Origin of the sequence: Liquorilactobacillus aquaticus DSM 21051 (genome assembly GCF_001436755.1) — a bacterium.
GTDB lineage: Bacteria > Bacillota > Bacilli > Lactobacillales > Lactobacillaceae > Liquorilactobacillus > Liquorilactobacillus aquaticus.
Genome location: NZ_AYZD01000033.1, coordinates 103,917 through 123,327 on the forward strand (window position 1 = coordinate 103,917; position 19,411 = coordinate 123,327).

Consider the following 19,411-nt stretch of genomic DNA (forward strand, 5'->3'; position numbering starts at 1 on the left):
CTTTGAGACAAGAATTATGCATTTTTTTATTGCTAAAAACAAATGTTTTGTCTAATATTAAGCTTGAAGGGCAGTTAGCTGAATCTGAAAGCGGATTGTTCAAAAAAATAGTGGGGTGTTTAAAAATGTCATCTTTTATAGTTAAGCCGATTATTCGGACAAGCACCAATTTGCAGGATTTTTTTAATACTATTCATACTAGTGATGAAGATGTGTTACTGACAAATCGATATATTATCGAACCGCATTTTCCCTTAGATTCAATTCCTGTTGATACTATCTTTTTAGAAGATTACTTGAAGGGTGAACCAACGGATGTTGCAGCTGACAAACTATTAAATAAGCTTGGTGAAAAAAATTATAAACGTGTCATTGCAATCGGTGGCGGATCAGTAATCGACAATGCTAAACTTTCTGTTTACGGAGAGGGTTTAACAATTGCTGAACTTGTTAAAAAAGGCAAAGAATTGCCAAAAAAACGTGAATTGATTATTATTCCGACAACAACTGGGACCGGAAGTGAAGTAACTAATGTTGCTGTTTTTAACTTTGTTTCCCAAAAAACAAAAATTGGATTAGCTTATGACCAAATGTATGCAGATCAGGTATATCTAATCGGGCAACTCGCAACAACAATGCCATACAAAGTATTTGCGACAAGCTCAATTGATGCTCTAGTTCATTCGATTGAATCGTACATATCGCCAAAAGCAACATCTTTTAGTAAAAGTTTCTCTTTAAGTGCAATGACTGCTTTTTTACGTGGTTATCGTAAAATGATTTTTGAACAGACTATAGGAAAGACCCCCCAAGGGAAAGATTTACAAGCGTTTCTGGAAGCAAGCACACAGGCTGGAATCGCATTTGGAAATGCGGGTTGTGGGCCGGTACATGCCTTAGCTTATCCGATCGGTGCAGAGTTTCATATTGCTCACGGTCAATCTAATTATCTCGTATTCAGTGGTACATTTAAAAAATATCAGGAACTAGGTGCCGATTTAACGGAATTAGAGACAATCTTAGCGAATGAGCTGTCTGTGCAGCCTAATCAGGTATGGAAACGTTTGGAAAGCATCATTGATTTGATTTTGCCGAACCAACGCTTGCGTCAAATCGGAATGGATGAAAAAATGTGTCATGAATTTGCCAAATCAGTTATTGCTAATCAGCAACGTTTGATGGTCAATTCACCAATTAAGTTGTCAGAAGATGATGTTGCGTCTATTTATATTACCCTTTTGTAAAACGTTATTTGCTCTAGTAAGTCTTATACAAATAAATCCCCCAAAAGTTGGATTATATTCAGCTTTTGGGGGATTTTTGATTTTAAAAAATAACATTTCTTGTGGGTCCGTCTTAATGCTTTTTTAAACATTTGAATTTATTTGAAGAGGCTAATGTATGTATTATTAGGAATAAATGGCATTTTTTTAATTTTGAGATGTTTAAAACAGTAAAAAATTAAGTATCTTAGTTATCAAAGTAGTTTTAGAAAAAGTAATCTATATTATTAGTTTTTTACCGAAAAATGTAATCGCTTAATCTGTATAAAGAGTATATCGCTTTTATTTAATGATCCATTGCTGCTTAAATAATTATTTCATGACTAATGAAATTGACCTTTAAGTAAATATTTTGGAAATAATATGAATTTTACGTTCAATTTTATGAAATATATATATAAATAAAAATGTTTATATTTACATATTTTTTTATTAGGTGAAGGCTAGACTTTTTTGATGGTAGTATTTTATTTTAATTTAAAAAATAAAACATAATAAATGTGATAATCTTTTAAATGTTTAGTTTCTTTTATGGTTCTTTTTATAAATTTAATAATTTATAATCATAAAAAAGGGTCATAAGTTGTTTCTTAATTATATTTTTACATGTTATATATCTTAATTTCAAATAATATGTTTAAAAAAGGGAGAGGACAATATTAGCATAAAACTCATTAATTTTATTTAATAAGCAAAAAAAGTGGACTATAAATATAATTATTGGATGTGGTAGATTTATAAATTTATAAATCACTGTGAATATTTTGTTTTAAAGAGGAGAGAATTGGTTTGTTGGATAATAAGTTACACTACAAAATGTACAAAAAAGGTAAAACTTGGGCTTTTGCAGCCATAACAGTCCTATCATTAGCGTTAGGAACGGCGCACGCCAATCAAGCAATAAAGGCTGAAACAATCAATAATAATGCTGTCAAGACAGGGAAAACTTCTGTTAACTTAAATGGTACTCAGACAACTGCAACCGCTGCGGATAAGCGACAAGCGACAACACAGAATAATGATCAGATAACGCAGCAGGCAACTGCAACCGCTGCGGATAAGCGACAAGCAACGACACAGAATAATGATCAGGCACCGCAGCAGGCGACTGCAACCGCTGCGGATAAGCAACAAGCGACAACACAGAATAATGATCAGGCACCGCAGCAGGCAACTGCAACCGCTGCGGATAAGAAGCAAGCGACAACACAGAATAATGATCAGATAACGCAGCAGACGACTGCAATCGTTGCGGATAATACAGATGATAATTTAACTAAGGCTCTTGCAGATGCTAAGAATGTTAAAACGATTGATGGCAAAAAATATTATATTGATGATAGTGGTCAAATCAAGAAAAATTTCTCTATCGTAGTTGATGGACAAACCTTATATTTTGACAAGAATACAGGAGAATTGACCAGTACTTCAAATTTATATAAGGAAGGGCTATCAAATCTGGATGATGAGTATACAGAAAACAATTCAGCGTACGACACATCCACTAAAAGTTTTAAAACTACCGACGGTTATCTAACTGCAAATAGTTGGTATCGTCCGAAAAATATTCTGCGTAATGGTGTTCAGTGGGAGGCATCTTCTACAACTGACTATCGCCCGCTCTTAATGGACTGGTGGCCCGATAAAAAAACACAAGTTAATTATCTCAATTTTATGCAGCAACAGAAATTAGACAACGACAAAGTTTACACGGTTGATGATGATCAAAGTGTTTTAAATGCTTCAGCGGAGCAAGTCCAGGCAAATATTGAGAAAAAAATCAGTCAAACAGGGGACACTCAATGGCTTCAAAGCTTGATAACTGAATTTGTTAATAGTCAGCCTAACTGGAATATTTCAAGTGAATCACAGACAACTGGAGATAGCAAAGATCATTTACAAGGAGGGGCACTGCTTTACGAGAATAGTGATTTGACACCCAAATCTAACTCAAATTATCGTCTGCTGAACCGAACGCCTACTAACCAGCAAGGTCATAAGGCATATACTCTCGATTCTAGTCTTGGGGGCTACGAGTTTCTTTTAGCGAATGATGTTGATAACTCTAATCCAGTTGTCCAAGCTGAACAGCTTAATTGGATGTATTACTTATTGAACTTTGGCTCGATTGTGAAAAATGACGCAGACGGAAATTTTGACAGTATTCGTGTTGATGCGGTTGACAATGTTGATGCTGACTTGCTTCAAATTGCGGGTAATTATTTCCAAGATGCTTACAAGGTGAACCAAAGCGATAATAACGCCAATCAACATATCTCTATATTGGAAGATTGGAGTGATAATGATGCGCAGTATGTTAAAGATCATGGTTCAGAACAAGCTGCAATGGATAATAAACTTCGTTTGTCTTTGAAATACGCGTTAACAATGCCCTATACTGATGCAAACAAGAGTAGAAGGAGCGGTTTAGAACCTTTGATCACTAATAGTTTGGTAAATCGAAGTAATGATATGACTGAAAATGAAGCTATTCCAAATTATTCTTTTGTCAGAGCGCATGACAGCGAAGTACAGACAGTAATCGCAGAGATCATTAAAGAAAAAATTGATCCTAAGTCAGACGGATTAACTTTCACGTTAGACCAGTTGCGGCAGGCTTTTGAAATATATAACGCGGATCAACTTAAGACTGACAAACAGTTTACCCAATATAATATTCCCAGTACATATGCTCTGCTTTTGACCAATAAAGACACAATTCCTAGGATATATTATGGAGATTTGTTTACAGACAATGGGCAATACATGGCTAATAAGTCACCGTATTATTCTGCAATTGATACATTGTTGCGAGCACGGCAAAAATATGTTGCTGGTGGTCAAAGTATGATAGTGAACTATGTTGAAGGTTCAACGGCAATGAGTCAAGAAGATTATCGTGGTGTTCTAACTTCTGTTCGTTATGGGAGCGGAGCATTAACAGCCGATGATAAGGGAAATACGACAACACGTACACAGGGGATAGCTGTCATCGAAAGCAATGAACCAGGTTTAAAACTTAATGTATCTGATCGAATAGTTGTCAATATGGGGAAAGCTCATTGCAATCAAGCTTACCGTCCATTAATTCTAACAACATCTGATGGCCTTGCAACATACCAAACAGATGCTTCAGTACCTGCAAGTTATATTAAGTATACCGATGGAAATGGACAACTTATTTTTGAATCTTCAGAAATTAGCGGGCGGAGCAATCCGCAGGTGTCAGGGTTCTTAGCAGCATGGGTGCCTGTCGGTGCAGGGAATGATCAAGATGCACGGACAGAAAGTAGTTCAGCTGTTTCCACGGATGGAAAAACCTTGCATTCGAATTCGGCATTGGATTCACAAGTTATTTATGAAGGCTTTTCTAATTTTCAGGACTTTCCAACTACGACTGAAGAGTATGCAAATGTTAAAATTGTCGAAAATGCTGAGTTGTTTAAAGATTGGGGCATTACATATTTTGAGCTGCCGCCTCAATATCGCTCCAGTACAGACAATAGTTTCTTAGATTCAATTATCCAGAATGGTTATGCTTTTACAGATCGATATGACCTTGGGTTTGGTTCACCAACAAAATATGGGACGGCTGATCAGCTTATATCAGCAGTTAAAGCTTTACATGCGCAAAAAATGAAAGTTATTGCTGACTGGGTTCCAGATCAGATTTATAATCTTTCTGGAGACGAGGTTGTAACTGCAGCACGTATCAATAATTTTGGTGAACAAAATAAAGACTCGGTTATCAACAAAACCTTATATGTTTCTAAAACTGTTGGTGGTGGAAAGTTTCAAGCTAGGTACGGGGGAGCTTTCTTGAAAAAAATTAAAAAACTTTATCCTGATCTCTTTACCATGAATCAGATTTCGACAGGAGTTCCAATCGATGCAAGCAAAAGAATAACACAATGGTCGGCAAAGTACTTCAATGGAAGCAACATACAAGGTCGGGGAGCTTTCTATGTTCTTAAAGACTGGGGTTCGAACAAATATTTCAAGATCAGTAAAACTGAAAGCTTTTTGCCTAAACAGCTACTCAATTTATCGGCTGCTACGGGATTCGTCTCAGATGGTACGGGAATCACCTATTACTCAAGCAGTGGCTATCAAGCTAAAGAGACTTTTATCGAAGATGAAAAGGCAAATTGGTATTATTTCGACAAAAACGGACATATGCAGTACGGACTGCAGAACGTCAATGGGAATCTCTATTATTTTCTTCCAAACGGAGTTGAGTTGCGAGACGCGTTCTTCGAAGATGAAAAGAAAAATATTTACTACTTTGGAGACCTAGGTGCGGGTTACGCCAATAACTATCTTATGACTGATGGGAAAAAGTGGTACTACTTTGACCAAAATGGAATTATGGTCCGCGGGCTTGTTGAGGTTTCTTTCGGAGGCAAAACAACAACACAATATTTTGATGCGGATGGTTATCAAATTAAAGGACAGGCAATCAGAGACGAAAAGGGTAATTTAAGATATTTTTCAAGTGATTCTGGAGATATGGAAAAAAATACCTTTGCGGAAATCGCACCTAACACATGGATTTATCTAGGAGCTGACGGTATTGCCACAACGGGTGCACAGGTGATTAATGGTCAAAAGCTCTATTTTGACAAGGATGGTTATCAGATCAAAGGGCAGGCAGTCAGAGATCAGGATGGCAATCTACGATATTATGATGCTGACAGCGGTGAAATGCTCACTAACCGTTTTGAGAGAGTGTCTTCTAATACTTGGGTGTATTTAGGAGCTAATGGTATTGCCACAACGGGTGCACAGGTGATTAATGGACAGCAGCTTTGTTTTGACAAGGATGGTTATCAGATCAAGGGGCAGGCAGTCAGAGATCAGGATGGCAATCTACGATATTATGATGCCGACAGCGGTGAAGTGCTCACTAACCGTTTTGAGAGAGTGTCTTCTAATACTTGGGTGTATTTAGGGGGTAATGGCATTGCCGTAACAGGTGTACAGATGATTAATGGACAGCAGTTTTGTTTTGACAAGGATGGTTATCAGATCAAGGGGCAGGCAGTCAGAGATCAGGATGGCAATCTACGATATTATGATGCCGACAGTGGTGAAATGCTCACTAATCGTTTTGTTCAATTAGTCTCTAGTAAGTGGATATATTTAGATAATAATGGCATTGCTATGGTCGGTCCTCAAACGATTAATGGTCAACAGCTTTATTTTGATCAAAATGCTTATCAAGTTAAGGGACAATATATTGTTAATAGTGACGGCGACAAAAAGTACTATGCTGCTGATAGTGGTGAATTAGTAGAAGGTGAACAGCATTAATATATAACTTTTGATGCAGAGATTTTTCCAGGTTTGAGTTTTAGCTTGAACTTTATGTAGTACTACAATTTAAACATTATTTTACTCACTTAACTTTGAATTATTGATAGTTGAAAGCTGATCGTGATCGTAGCTTTCTTTTTCCTGAAACATTTCTACGTTGGATAGAAAATTGAATAATAAAAATGCAAGGCAGTTGTGATCGCTTGCAATGCATAGCGAAGTCTATACAATAGATAGTATAGAAGTCAATAATGAGTACCCAAAATTTTAAGGAGTGACTTGATGAGAAAATTTAAGAAACCACTTTTTATGGTGAACCCTAAAACGTATGTTTACGGGGATGATGTGATCAAGTTAGCCAAGTTAACAGAGAAGATAGCGGATAAGTACGGTCTTGATTGCCTTTTTACTAGTCAGCAGATTGATATTCCTGCACTCAAAGAAAATACTGATCATTTAATCATTACTGCACAGCATATGGATGCTGTTGAACCAGGTAAACTGGGCAGTGTTTTGCCGGAAGCGTTGAGTTATTACGGGGTAGATGCCGTAGTTCTCAATCATTCGGAAGATCCCTTAACTATTTCAGATCTTGATGATAGTATAAAACGTGCTCGTAAATTATCCATGCTGAGCATTGCATGTGCTGATAGTTTTGAGCAGTGTCGAGCAATTGCAGAAATGCACCCTGACATAATGATTTGTGAGCCAGCAGATTTAGTTGGATCTGGTAGCACAAGTGATGAAAGTTATGTTAAGCAAGCAATCGAAGCTGTTCATTCAGTTGATCCTAAAATTGCAGTTATCGCCGCTGCGGGAGTGGATGATGCTGATGATGTTTCGAAAATGTTAACATGGGGAGCAGATGGGACCGGTGGAGCCAGTGGAATCGTGAAGGCTTCAAACTGGGAAGAAAAATTAGAAGAAATGATGTCTGCAATGTCTAAATTTAAATGAGTACAAAATAAAACAAGAGGCTGAGTCGATGGTGACCTAGCCTCTTGTTTTATTTTGTTCTCTAACAAATTATTTTGTTTGAATAGTCAGCTTTTTTCGTTTAGCAATCTCAGAACTTATTCAAACCGGCAGATTACATTCCATTTTCTTGAAGGTCAACTGGAATTTCTACTTCATAAATGCATTTTTTATATTCAAGTAAACTATTTTCGTATTCACAAGCAATAGCAGATCCACAAATCCCTAATTTTTCAGCAATTTTTAGTGCGAAATCAGGGCACCAATCATCGGTTAATATTTTACCCTGAAAACAAATGAAATCATTTGCAGGTAACTGTAAAATATTTGGTGATGATTTTAAAGAACATTCATCTGTTATAAAGAACCCTATTTTTAATGGAGTAATGATATTATTTTTTAGGTCGTTGATATCCAATATAAGAACAAACTGTCTAAAAATTTCTAGTTCTTTGTAAGGAACACTGTGTCTGAGTTTCAAAAGATCGATATGATACTGTTCACGCGTTTTATTTTTGCAAGAAACACAAAGCAGTCTTCGTTCATTTTTATACAACGAATAAGGGACATATCCAATATCATTGTTGCCTTGAAATGAAAAGTAATTTTTATATCTATCAACTTCGCGCACCAATTTTTGCAGTCGATTTATTTCAGAACTGAGTCTTTTGCTTTGCGCATTCAAATCTTTTTTCAATTCATCAGTTGTCTGCGGTGTTGAATAGATAGTCCGAATTTCATCAATCGATAGACCTAGCCGACGCAGGTATTTGATTCTATCAATAATATGAAATTGTTCATAGGAATAGTAGCGATACCCATTTTGCGGGTTGACGAAGTGCGGTCTTAAAATACCAACTTTACTGTAGTAGCGTAAAGTTTGAACGGAAACATCAAATATTTTTGAAGTTTGCCCAATAGTGAATAATTCGTTCAATATATCACCCACTGATAATCTATTAAATCAAGTTACACATCATATACAGTTAAAGCATCTTTGAAGTCCTCAATTAAATCATTTATGTTTTCAATTCCTACTGATACTCGTAATAAACCATCTGTAATCCCTAACTTTAAGCGTTGATCTTTTGGCATGTCATAATGTGAAGATGTTGCTGGGTGAGAGATAGTCGTTCGGTAACCACCTAATGTCATTGCATAGTGCACAAAAGTGAGTTTGTTGAGAAATTTGTTAATCAGCGTTTCATTTTCTGAAAGTTCAAAACTAAGCATTCCACCATAACCATTAGAAAACTGTTTTTTTGCCAATTGGTGCTGAGTATGGTCAGCCAATCCGATGTAATGGACTTTCTTTACAAATTTGCTGTTTTTTAAAAATCTTGCTAATTCAAGAGCATTATCTGATTGTTTTTGGACACGAAGATCCATAGTTCGCATTCCACGTTCGCAAAGCCAGGCATCAAATGGAGCTGCAGTTGTCCCCAGTAGAACCTGAAGATCATATGCTTTTTTGATAAACGCGTTAGAACTAGTGACTGAACCAAGACAGACATCACTGTGTCCATTGGCAAATTTAGTTAAGCTATTTACCACGATATCTGCTCCTTGAGTTAAGGGAGATAGGAGATAAGAAGTTGCAAAAGTATTATCAATTATCAACTGACTTTTATGTTCATGAGTTAGAGCAGCAATTTTTTCTATGTCTATAGTGTTAATCGTTGGATTGGATATTGTTTCAGTATAAACGGCAACCGTATGTTTTGTAAAAGCTTTTTCAACCTCATCCCGATCAGCAACATTCACGAATGTAACACTGACACCATAAGTCTTAAGTTTTTCTAACAGGTCAATCGATTCCCCATAAAGTGTGTGATCTGCGACTATATGGTCCCCTGAATGACAAACAGTCAATAAGGTAGTCGAAATGGCGGCCATTCCAGAGGAACATATTATTGAATTCTGGCCTTTTTCCAGATAAGTAACCAGTTCTGACAAAGCATTCCGATTAGGATTGCGCGTCCGAATATATGTGTAACCTTGCTCTTTATAACGATTCTTTAAGTCGGCTAAGTCATCAACGTTAAAAGCGGTTGTTAAGTACAATGGGAGGGTTTCAGGTGTGCGCGCATTTTTTTTAACCCTCGTACCCTTATATAGAATATCTGTTTCACGTGTGTTTTCTTTCTTCATCATAATTCCTCCTATAATTTAGAATTATGGATATTGTATTCTCTAAAGTAGCGATAGAGTCAAAAAATACTATTTACCTCCTTTGTACCTTAACATTCTAGGCTTTATGCATTAAAAATAATAATAGATCTCATTATAATGCATAATAATTATCTTAGGTTAAAAAAAACAAGATTGTTGTTTATTAAAACCTAAAGATAAATTTGAATTAATAAACAAAACAATGAAAACGCTGCATAACAATAAAACAAGGAGATAGTAGATCACTTTGACTCTATACTAACTACATAGTTAACAATAGTGGATAAATAGATTGGAGGACATTGATATGAAAAAAAGTAAAATTTACGGGATAGTGACTTGCATAATTATTCTCTTTATTGCCGTTGTTTTTGGATTTTCAAAAATGAAGGACGCGAACAGCAGTAAAGCTTCCAATAAAACAATCCGAGTTCTGACATATGCTAATTGGAATCCCTTCGAATATTTGAAAAATGGCAAACTAGTTGGTTTCGATGTTGATTTGATCAAAGAGTTGTCTAAAGAAGCTGGGTACAAATATACGATCAAAAATGCAAGCTGGGAATCAATGTTTACCCAATTACAGCAAGGAAAAGCCGATGTTGGTATTTCAGGAATAACGATCACATCGGATAGAGGTAAAACCTTTGATTTTTCAGATCCGTATTTTGTTTCACGTCAAAGTATAGTCGTTCCACAGAACAGCACAGTAAAAAGTGCAAGTGATTTAAAAAATTCTAAAATTGCTGTCCAAACCGGTTCTACAGGACAAGAAGCAGCAAAGAAACTATTTGGCAAAGACAACTCTAAAATTTTAGCAACGCAAAGCGGGGTTACTTTTCAAATGGTGATGCATGGTCAAGCTGATGCAGCAATAGGAGACAACACAAATAATGAAAAATTTATTGAAAATAACAAAGGAAATAAGTTAAAAATTGTTAAGGATGACAAGGCGTTTTCACCGGAATATTTTGGTTTGATGTTTCCAAAAGGAACTTCATATAAGAAGAGCTATGATAAAGCTTTGAAAAAATTGATTGCTGATGGAACATATCAAAAAATCTACAAGAAATGGTTTGGGGTAACTCCAAATACAAAAGAATTGTCTAAATTCAAATAAGGGGGAGGTAATTAAATGACATCTTTTAATTTTCAGTTGATTATCGATTACTTGCCTTACTTTTTTAAAGGAATTATTTATACAATTGGTTTTTCAATCGCCAGTATTGCTCTAGGAACAGTATTTGGACTCTTGATAGCGTTGGGTAAAATGCTTCCTAATAAATTTTTAGCTGCACCATTTAAGGGATACGTTGGTTTGTTTAGAGGGACCCCGCTTTTGGTTCAGATTCTTGTAATCAATTTTGGAGTAGTTCCGTTGGTACTTGGAAAATCAAACAGTATAGTTGCCGGAATATTAGCTTTGTCTTTGAACTCAAGTGCGTATATTGCCGAGATTTTTCGGTCAGGAATTCAAGCTGTTTCTGAGGGTCAAGGAGAGGCTGCTGCTACTTTAGGGCTTTCACCTAACCAAACGATGCTGCATATCATTTTGCCACAAGCAGTAAAAATTATTCTCCCTCCTTTGGGGAACGAATTCATCAGTTTGATCAAAGACTCGTCGTTGGCATCTGTGATTTCAGCGCCTGAGGTAACGTATTGGGCTCAAGCAATGAACGCACAATATTATCGGGTATGGGAACCGTATTTAACATCTGGTTTAATTTACCTGATTTTAACGTTATCAATCAGTTCCATCTTGCATAGTGTAGAAAGAAGGTTAGCTGTTAATGATTAGAGTAGAACATTTACAAAAAAAATTTGGCAATTCCGAAGTTTTAAAAGATATTAATTTTAAAGTTGATGAAAATGATGTTGTTGTAATTATAGGACCCTCTGGTTCAGGAAAATCAACGCTGCTTAGATGTGTAGCTAAATTAGAAAATGCGACAAGTGGAGATATTTTTTTTAACGATACCAAAATGACAGAAGAGGATCATAAATTGTGTGAATTAAAAGGAAAGCTTGGAATGGTTTTTCAGCATTTCAATCTTTTTCCCAATTTAACTGTATTACAAAATATTACTTTGGCTCCTATTCTTGTGAAAAAAATTGAAAAAAAAGAAGCTGTTGAAGATGCAAAATATCTGTTAGACCTTGTTGGATTGGGAGAAAAAGCAGGTGCTTATCCGCATTCTCTTTCTGGGGGACAAAAACAAAGAGTAGCGATTGCTAGATCACTTGCGATGCATCCTCAATTGATGTTGTTTGATGAACCAACATCCGCCTTGGATCCTGAAATGGTAGGGGAAGTTTTACAGGTAATGAAAAAGTTAGCCAATGAAGGGATGACGATGATTATCGTTACACATGAAATGGGATTTGCACGGCAAGTTAGCAATCGTGTTTTATTCATGGATGGAGGGCACATTGTCGAAGAAAATACCCCTGACGAGCTTTTTGATCATCCAATTCACCAAAGAACACAGGACTTTTTGGCGAAAGTTCTAGTTTAAATAAAGTCGAGGTTTTTATATGAATGAGCTTGTATATTCAATTGGAAGATTGCCTAGAGTTTGTCTTGATTATTTGAACGATAACGATATAGAAGTTGTTCTTGGAGCTGGAGATTTAGATATGGAAACATTTAAATCGATCGGTGAAAAAATCAGTGTTCTTATTTTTCCTGATATTCAATTTCCTATGGAATTGTTGAAATATCTCCCTAATTTACATTTGATTGCAAGATGCGGAGTTGGAATCGACAATTTACCATTAGACGAATTGACAACAAGAAAAATTCACGTAACGAATACTGAGGGAGTTAACGCTGATTCTGTTGCGGAGCTGAGCGTCGGACTGATGTTGGCTTTGAGTCATAAAATCGTTGTTGCAAATAATGAATCGCACAAGGGAGTAAAACAGTTATACGCCAGCCATCTGACTGGTAGTGAACTAAGAGGTAAAACGGTTGGACTTATTGGTTATGGGCATATTGCAAAAAAAGTTGAAAGACTCTTAGAAGTTTTCGGGACTGATATTTTAGTTGCAAATCGCTCTCAAAAAAAAATTAAGTACGGATGCCAAGTACCATTCGATACCTTGATTTGCAATGCGGATATTGTTTCTTTGCATATTCCACTTGTCAAAGCAACCGCAAATTTGATAGATGAAACTGTACTTAAACAAATGCACAAAGAAACCTTATTGATTAATACATCTAGAGGTGGTCTGATCAATGAACAGGATCTATTCAAATTTTTAAAAAATAAGGAAATTGGTGGTGCTGCTTTGGACACCTTGCAGAATGAACCAATAGGTGTAGATCATCCATTATTGAAGTTGTCTAATGTCATTATTACACCGCATATTGGAGCACAGACAACAGATACTATTGAAAAAACTGGAATGATGGTTGCTAAAGAGGTAGTCAATTTTATAGAAACCGCTACTTTGCTCCATCCAGTAAACCACTTTAATTAAAATGGAGGCAGCGGCATGAAAAATATTAATAAGTACGTGGAAAAGGCACAGCAATCAGGCATCAGACATATTTCTGATTTTGTTGATGACACAAGTGATGTAATCCAATTGACAGTTGGAGAGATTGACTTGCCAACGCCCGAAAAAACAAAATTGGCGGGTATTAATGCAATTAAAAATAATTTTACAAAGTATACATCAAATGCTGGAACGTTGAAACTGAGAAGTGCAATTTCTACCTTTGTGGGCAAACATTACGGAATGGCATATGATTATAAAACTGAGATTACTGTAACAGTCGGAGTTAGTGAGGGGATAGATCTGACACTAAGGACCTTATGCAACGCAGGTGATGAAATCATAATGGCTTCACCTGCATATCCGGCCTATATTACTTCAACCAAAATAGCAGGGGCAGTTCCTGTTTTGGTCGATACATCAAAAACTGATTTTAAGTTAACATCTGAACTATTGGAAAATGCTATTACTCCAAAAACAAAAGCCGTTATTCTGAATTATCCCAACAATCCAACTGGCACCATTTTATCACTCAAGGAGCTAGCAGCGTTGGCTGAGGTTATTAAGAAAAATGATTTGTATGTAATTACAGATGACGTCTACGATTTACTGGTATATGGCGATATGAAACAGGCACCATCAATTGTCACGTTGCCAGATATGAAAAAACGCACAATTGTTCTAAACGGTCTTTCAAAGTCACATAGTATGACAGGTTGGCGCATAGGATATGTGTTGGCACCAGAGTGGATAAGCAAGGAGATGTTTAAGGTTCATCAAACTAATGTCGGTGGGGCCTCCAGCATTTCGCAAGCAGCAGCTGTCGCGGCTATGTCTGAAGATAGCGATAATCCAGCTAAACTTGTTCCTATTTTTGCCAAACGGAAAAAATTTATTACTGATTATTTAGAAAAACTAAATATCCCATATGTTAAACCAGAAGGAGCTTTTTATATTTTTGCTGATATTAGCTCTTTTCAGATATCCTCTTGGGACTTTTCAATTTGGCTATTGAAGACTTACAAACTAGCTGTAGTTCCAGGGACGGCTTTTTCAGAATATGCAGAAGGATATATCAGAATATCATACGCTGCAGATTTGACAACCCTGAAAGAGGCAATGGCACGCTTAGAGTCGGCTGTCAGAAGTTTGAAAATTTTCAGCAAATAAAACAGTATATGGAAAACTGGAGAAAAAATTTAATTGTGCTTTGGATAGGGACCTTTCTAGCCGGTGTTGGTTTTAGTGAAATCATGCCCTTTCTAACAATATATGTAAAATCAATGAATGACACATCTGAAAAAACAGCATTATTCCTCAGTGGTATTGTTTATTCTGCATCATATGTTATCGTAATTCTGGTTTCCCCATTCTGGGGGAAAATAGCTGACCGCTATGGTAGGCGGGCTATGTTGCTACGCTGCTCATTGGGAATGGCAGTTACGATCACTTTAATGGGATTGGCCACGAATGTATGGCAACTAATTTTGTTGAGGTGTCTTCAAGGCCTTTCCGACGGCTATACTCCCAACGCGCAAGCACTTATTATTCTACAAGCTCCGAAAAAACAGCTTGGGAAAATCGTGAATGTTCTTACAACTGGTTATATATCGGGAAACTTGATTGGCCCGATTGTTGGTGGAGTTTTTGCAGATCTTTTTTCGATTAGGATCACGTTTTTTATGACAGGTTTTCTACTATTTACAGTTTTTTTGCTCAGTATGTTTTTTGTCACGGAAGATGCTGAAAAATTTAAGAAGAAAAATAATTTTGAAGAGGTTTCAGGTAAATTTTGGGAACATGTTCCTGATATTAAGTATTTATTAATAATGTTATTGTTGACCACAGTTATTCAGGCAGGCAATGCTTCAATAGTACCGGTTCTAACACTTTTCATCAAGCAAATACTTGACTCAGCCAGTCATTTGCTGTTGCTTAGTGGAATAGCCGCAGCTTTACCGGGAATTTCAAACGTTCTCTTTGCATTTTTTATTGGAAAGGCCGCTGATAAATGGGGAGTTGTGCGAATTCTTATCTTAGGAATTTTTCTGACTATAGTGGTTAATCTTCTGCAAAGTATGGTTGTGACTCTTGCGTTTTTATTTTTATTGCGTTTTATGCTTGGAATCGCAGATGCAAGTACGCTTCCAGAGATTCAACTTAGTATAACCCAGCACGTAGACCAGAAATTCATCGGCAGAAGTTTAAGTTACAATCAATCTGCGAATGCTTTAGGCGGCATGTTGGGAACATTAGTTGGGACCAGCGTTTCAGCTGTGTGGGGAATAAAAAGCGTTTTTTTGCTTAATGCTTTGTTAATTTCGTTGATTGCAGGGTTATTGATTATCCAAATGAATAAAAGAAAAATATTTAGAAAAACGTGAAAAAGAGAGGAACAAAAATGACTGAAAGAATTCAAACGAATCAGGCACCAAATGCTCTTGGTGCTTATTCACAAGCAATAAAGATAGAAAATACATTATATTGTTCAGGACAGATTGGAATTGACCCTGTCTCAGGAAAAATAAAGAGTTCAGAAGTCTCACTACAAACGAAACAGACACTGAAGAATCTAAAAGCGGTCATTGATGCAGCGGGTTTTTGCATTGGAAATATTGTTAAAGTAACTATTTTTATGACAAATATTCATGATTTTCAAAAAGTAAATGATGTTTACAATGCTTTTTTTAAGGAATCTAATTATTATCCCGCACGATCAACGGTGAATGTGGCTGCTTTGCCAGCTGATGCCAAAATAGAAGTGGAAGCTATATGTCAAAAATGAAAATTAGCAGAAGACCAAGTTTTTAAAAATAGTACTAGTATGTTCGCTTAAAAGATAATGAGCGAGGGAATTTGACAAGCAGCCCTGTCCTTAAGTAGGTTCGGTCGAACGTTGTGAACTATTCCAAATAACCCAATTTGAAATGTGACTTTCAAATTGGGTTATTTGGATAACTTTTTAGATCGTTTATTCTAAAAACAATTGACATTGGATATATGCAGTTATCTTTTTTGATATCCTGCTTTACGCAAGGCAGCACGTTTACCTGCAGATTTTTGAAAAAAAGGCCCTGGTGTGGTCAAAACGTAAATGGCTAAAACAGTGACAAAAAATATTTTAGCGAGAACAGCTTCTGGGAAAAAGAACAACGCAATTAATGAGATCGACAGGAGGATCAGCGAGATGATTCTTCTTGCTTTTACAAAAATTTTTATCAGTCCCTTCATTCTTTTAAAGGATAGGTTTATATACCATATTATCTAAGTTAAATAACCGTGTTATTAATTTCTATAATTATTATAGCATATTTTTAACCAAGTATTCCAAAAAAATGAGGGAGACCAAATAATTGTGTTTTATAAGGTTAAATATAGCATATTAGGACCGCACTATAATTAAAGTGTTGTAGTTTTTGAAAAGCTGCATGATAGAACGAAAAAGTTATCATTCAAGGAAAATGTCTTCGCAAAAATAGTATAGGAGATACTCAAATAAGGCTGGACCAAAATTTGATTTTTGATCCAGCCTTTTGTTTAAGCCACGAATTATATGAAATGGAGATGTTTTAGTAGTTAGTTAAATCCACTTAAATACAAATTAGTTATAGATTCAAGATCTAAAACAGGTTTGTAGCACATTTAGATTTTATCTTCTTCCGCTACACATTCTTAACACTTGTCTAAGTTCTGGTTAACGCGTGATAGGGAATCTCTGAAAAAAATAATTAATGTCAAAATAGCCCAGTAAAGAGTGAAATTGTTTGTATTTGATATTCCTATTAAACCAAGAAGCAAAAGTACACCTAATGTGGTAATTATCCATCCCAGATTTGAAATTTTTCGATTGCTCGCCTTATATTCTGGATGTTCACGATAGAAAGAGCGTTCCCAGATATAATAATATAGTACCCAACTTATAGCAAAGACAGCGACTATTATCAAATAATTTTGCAGGTTGTCAAAAAACTGTGAGAATAGTTGTCTTAAACAAACAATAAAAAATAAAACGAAGAGCGGAATGTTTGTTATTAAGCCATATTTCCAGTCAAATTTCATCCCTTGCTTCCCCCTAAAATCTGTAATATAGAATATGTGAATACGCTTTAGTCATAATATTAGCATAAATATTTTAAAAAAGAAAAGCAGAATAATAACGAAGGAATGTTATATGCAAGCCGCACGTCAAATATTTATTAAAGTACTATAAAGACAATTCTTGCGCATAGTTAAATTATTTGTAAGATAAGAAATAAAAGTCTGATTCAAGAATTAGTGTCTGGTATGTGGGCAATTTTTTTTAAATATTAAATCAACTAGTTCTCCGGCAGTAATACCGACAATTGGTGTCGGTTGCAAAGCTTTTTCAATTATTTGATGGATAGCAGAAGGTGTGAATGGAGTTCCATCTAAAATATTTGAAAATTTTTGCGGATCGAGTTCACTAAAAAAGTCACCATTGATACGGACATGTCTTAACTTATTTTCTTTTACCTCAAATTTAAGCTGAACTAAACCGGCCCCTTTGATGTATCGCTTTTTTAAAAAACTTAGTTTCTCAGAAGAAGAGAGCAGGTTACCGCTGCAAAATCTCTGTTCTGCAATATCGTTGATCCGCTCTTTATCTTTTGAACATAGGTGATAAATTTTGTGCGGCACGTTGTTCAAGACTGCAGCATTCAATTCTTTTTTAAATTTAGAAGGAGACCAGGTCGGTTGCTGCCGTTTTAGATTACCGGTTCTTTGTCGTGTTGATGAGATACCCTTAGCCTTTAATTTAACAGGATCTGAACGTAAAGCGTTGTTCATAAATACTTGGTCGGGATCGAATAAAAGACTACCATGGTGCAAGCGATAATCATTTAACAGATACTGCGCGTTACCAGAGACTTTAAAACCAACATCATCAATAAGATCGTTGCGGCTATCAGGTGTAATGTGAAAGCCGGTTTCTTTGAGTGCAGTTGCAATTATGTGTATCCCATCTGAAAAATCAATTATTTTTTTGTTGGTCGGCTGAACAAGACTAAATTGACAACACCCATTGTCGGTATAGATTGTTCCGCCTCCCGAGCAGCGGCGAACGAGTTGAATATCATGGTTTTGAATATAGGTTAAGTCAACTTCAGTACTGACGTCCTGATATTTACCCAACATAACAGTTGGTTTGGTTGACCAGATCATAAAAATCGGATCAGTGAACTTTTTTTCCGTCATTAGGTAATATTCTAGTGCGAAAATGTAAGAGGCATTCAGCGATGCTACAGGTATTGTAATCATTTCTCATAGACCGCCATAAGTTCTTCTTGGGCTTTGTATGAACTACGAACCAACGGCGAACTGGCTATGAACTTAAAACCACGTATTTTTGCTTCATGGTAGTATTTTTGATAGCGTTCCAAGGGAACCCATTCACGTAATTTGTAGTGTTTTTCAGATGGTTGAACATATTGACCGATAGTAAGAAAATCAACATTGATTGAGCGCAAATCATTCATGAGAGCATAAACTTCTTCGTCCTTTTCACCTAAGCCTAGCATAATACCAGTTTTGACAAATGTTTTGGAAGTGGCATGTTCTTTAACATATTTCAAGACACCCAAGGATGTGGAATAAGTTGCTCGGTGACGTACCTTTGGTGTAATTGAACGAACCGTTTCCATGTTATGGTTGAAAACATCAGGTTTAGCTGCGATTATTTTATCGAGGCAATCGGTGCGGCCCTGAAAGTCAGGTGTCAAAACTTCAATCGTCGTTTCAGGTGTAACTTCATGCAGCGCTTGAATTGTGCGGACAAATTGATCTGATCCGAGATCAGGCAAGTCGTCTCGATCAACACTTGTTACTACGACATGCGTTAAGCCGAGTTTCTTTGTTGCTTGAGCGACACGTAAAGGCTCAGTAAGATCTACCGGCTTAGGATGACCATGAGGAACATCACAAAAACGACACGAACGCGTGCAGTTAGGACCAAGTATCATGAAAGAAGCTGTGCCACTGCCAAAACACTCACCTAGATTAGGACAATTGGCTTCAGCACAGACGGTATTTAAGCTTAAACCTGAGAGAAGTTCATTCATGCGATCAACTTTTTTTTGATCATAAGTGACTTTTAGCCATACTGGTTTCGTTGTTTTTTTATTGTTTTGCTTCATAGTGCTACC

Annotated in this window: 16 protein-coding genes; 10 read left to right on the forward strand and 6 right to left on the reverse strand. The window is 36.2% G+C overall.

Translation table 11 applies throughout. The features are described from left to right. The first annotated feature begins 47 nt into the window (after positions 1–47). From FC19_RS10065 to FC19_RS10075, 3 genes are all read left to right on the forward strand, one after another. The gene (locus FC19_RS10065; protein WP_201782335.1) at positions 48–1,244 is read left to right on the forward strand and encodes an iron-containing alcohol dehydrogenase; all 1,197 of its coding nucleotides are present in this window, start codon (positions 48–50) and stop codon (positions 1,242–1,244) included. Between the two features lie 831 nt (positions 1,245–2,075). Then, on the forward strand, positions 2,076–6,596 hold the full coding sequence (locus FC19_RS10070; protein ID WP_268872824.1) for a glycoside hydrolase family 70 protein: 4,521 nt from the start codon (positions 2,076–2,078) through the stop codon (positions 6,594–6,596). A 285-nt stretch (positions 6,597–6,881) separates the two neighbouring features. Continuing rightward, complete coding sequence (locus tag FC19_RS10075; RefSeq protein ID WP_057876816.1) at positions 6,882–7,556, forward strand: triose-phosphate isomerase; 675 nt, start codon at positions 6,882–6,884, stop codon at positions 7,554–7,556. A gap of 133 nt (positions 7,557–7,689) precedes the next feature. Here FC19_RS10075 and FC19_RS10080 read toward each other — a convergent pair whose 3' ends face one another. Continuing rightward, positions 7,690–8,511, reverse strand: a complete 822-nt coding sequence (locus tag FC19_RS10080) for a MerR family transcriptional regulator (protein ID WP_057876817.1) — start codon at positions 8,509–8,511, stop codon at positions 7,690–7,692. A gap of 32 nt (positions 8,512–8,543) precedes the next feature. Further along, complete coding sequence (locus FC19_RS10085; protein ID WP_057876818.1) at positions 8,544–9,725, reverse strand: trans-sulfuration enzyme family protein; 1,182 nt, start codon at positions 9,723–9,725, stop codon at positions 8,544–8,546. Between the two features lie 328 nt (positions 9,726–10,053). Here FC19_RS10085 and FC19_RS10090 point away from each other — a divergent pair, with 328 nt between their 5' ends. Genes FC19_RS10090 through FC19_RS10120 form a run of 7 tightly spaced genes read left to right on the forward strand, consistent with a single transcriptional unit; the run spans position 10,054 to position 16,032 of the window. After that, on the forward strand, positions 10,054–10,866 hold the full coding sequence (locus FC19_RS10090; protein ID WP_057876819.1) for a basic amino acid ABC transporter substrate-binding protein: 813 nt from the start codon (positions 10,054–10,056) through the stop codon (positions 10,864–10,866). A 15-nt stretch (positions 10,867–10,881) separates the two neighbouring features. Further along, on the forward strand, positions 10,882–11,544 hold the full coding sequence (locus tag FC19_RS10095; RefSeq protein WP_057876820.1) for an amino acid ABC transporter permease: 663 nt from the start codon (positions 10,882–10,884) through the stop codon (positions 11,542–11,544). Further along, positions 11,537–12,262, forward strand: a complete 726-nt coding sequence (locus tag FC19_RS10100) for an amino acid ABC transporter ATP-binding protein (protein WP_057876821.1) — start codon at positions 11,537–11,539, stop codon at positions 12,260–12,262. The genes FC19_RS10095 and FC19_RS10100 overlap by 8 nt, the downstream gene beginning before the upstream one ends. Positions 12,263–12,281: 19 nt before the next feature. After that, complete coding sequence (locus FC19_RS10105; RefSeq protein ID WP_057876822.1) at positions 12,282–13,229, forward strand: 2-hydroxyacid dehydrogenase; 948 nt, start codon at positions 12,282–12,284, stop codon at positions 13,227–13,229. Between the two features lie 15 nt (positions 13,230–13,244). Then, positions 13,245–14,417 (forward strand): pyridoxal phosphate-dependent aminotransferase, encoded by a 1,173-nt coding sequence (locus FC19_RS10110; protein ID WP_057876823.1) that lies wholly within the window; start codon positions 13,245–13,247, stop codon positions 14,415–14,417. An 8-nt stretch (positions 14,418–14,425) separates the two neighbouring features. Further along, positions 14,426–15,631: an MFS transporter gene (locus FC19_RS10115; protein ID WP_083488439.1), complete on the forward strand. Its 1,206-nt coding sequence runs from the start codon at positions 14,426–14,428 to the stop codon at positions 15,629–15,631. 17 nt (positions 15,632–15,648) lie between these two features. Continuing rightward, a complete protein-coding gene (locus FC19_RS10120; protein WP_057876824.1) occupies positions 15,649–16,032 on the forward strand; it encodes a Rid family detoxifying hydrolase in 384 nt (127 codons plus the stop codon). 221 nt (positions 16,033–16,253) lie between these two features. Here FC19_RS10120 and FC19_RS10125 read toward each other — a convergent pair whose 3' ends face one another. The 4 genes from FC19_RS10125 to lipA all read right to left on the reverse strand — a co-directional run bounded on the left by FC19_RS10125 (position 16,254) and on the right by lipA (position 19,402). Next, positions 16,254–16,478, reverse strand: a complete 225-nt coding sequence (locus tag FC19_RS10125; RefSeq protein ID WP_057876825.1) for a hypothetical protein — start codon at positions 16,476–16,478, stop codon at positions 16,254–16,256. Between the two features lie 441 nt (positions 16,479–16,919). Next, the gene (locus FC19_RS10130; RefSeq protein WP_057876826.1) at positions 16,920–17,306 is read right to left on the reverse strand and encodes a hypothetical protein; all 387 of its coding nucleotides are present in this window, start codon (positions 17,304–17,306) and stop codon (positions 16,920–16,922) included. A 213-nt stretch (positions 17,307–17,519) separates the two neighbouring features. Further along, complete coding sequence (locus tag FC19_RS10135; protein ID WP_057876827.1) at positions 17,520–18,527, reverse strand: lipoate--protein ligase; 1,008 nt, start codon at positions 18,525–18,527, stop codon at positions 17,520–17,522. After that, positions 18,524–19,402, reverse strand: a complete 879-nt coding sequence (gene lipA / locus FC19_RS10140) for a lipoyl synthase (RefSeq protein WP_057876828.1) — start codon at positions 19,400–19,402, stop codon at positions 18,524–18,526. Before lipA ends, FC19_RS10135 begins: the two co-directional genes overlap by 4 nt. Positions 19,403–19,411 lie beyond the last annotated feature (9 nt).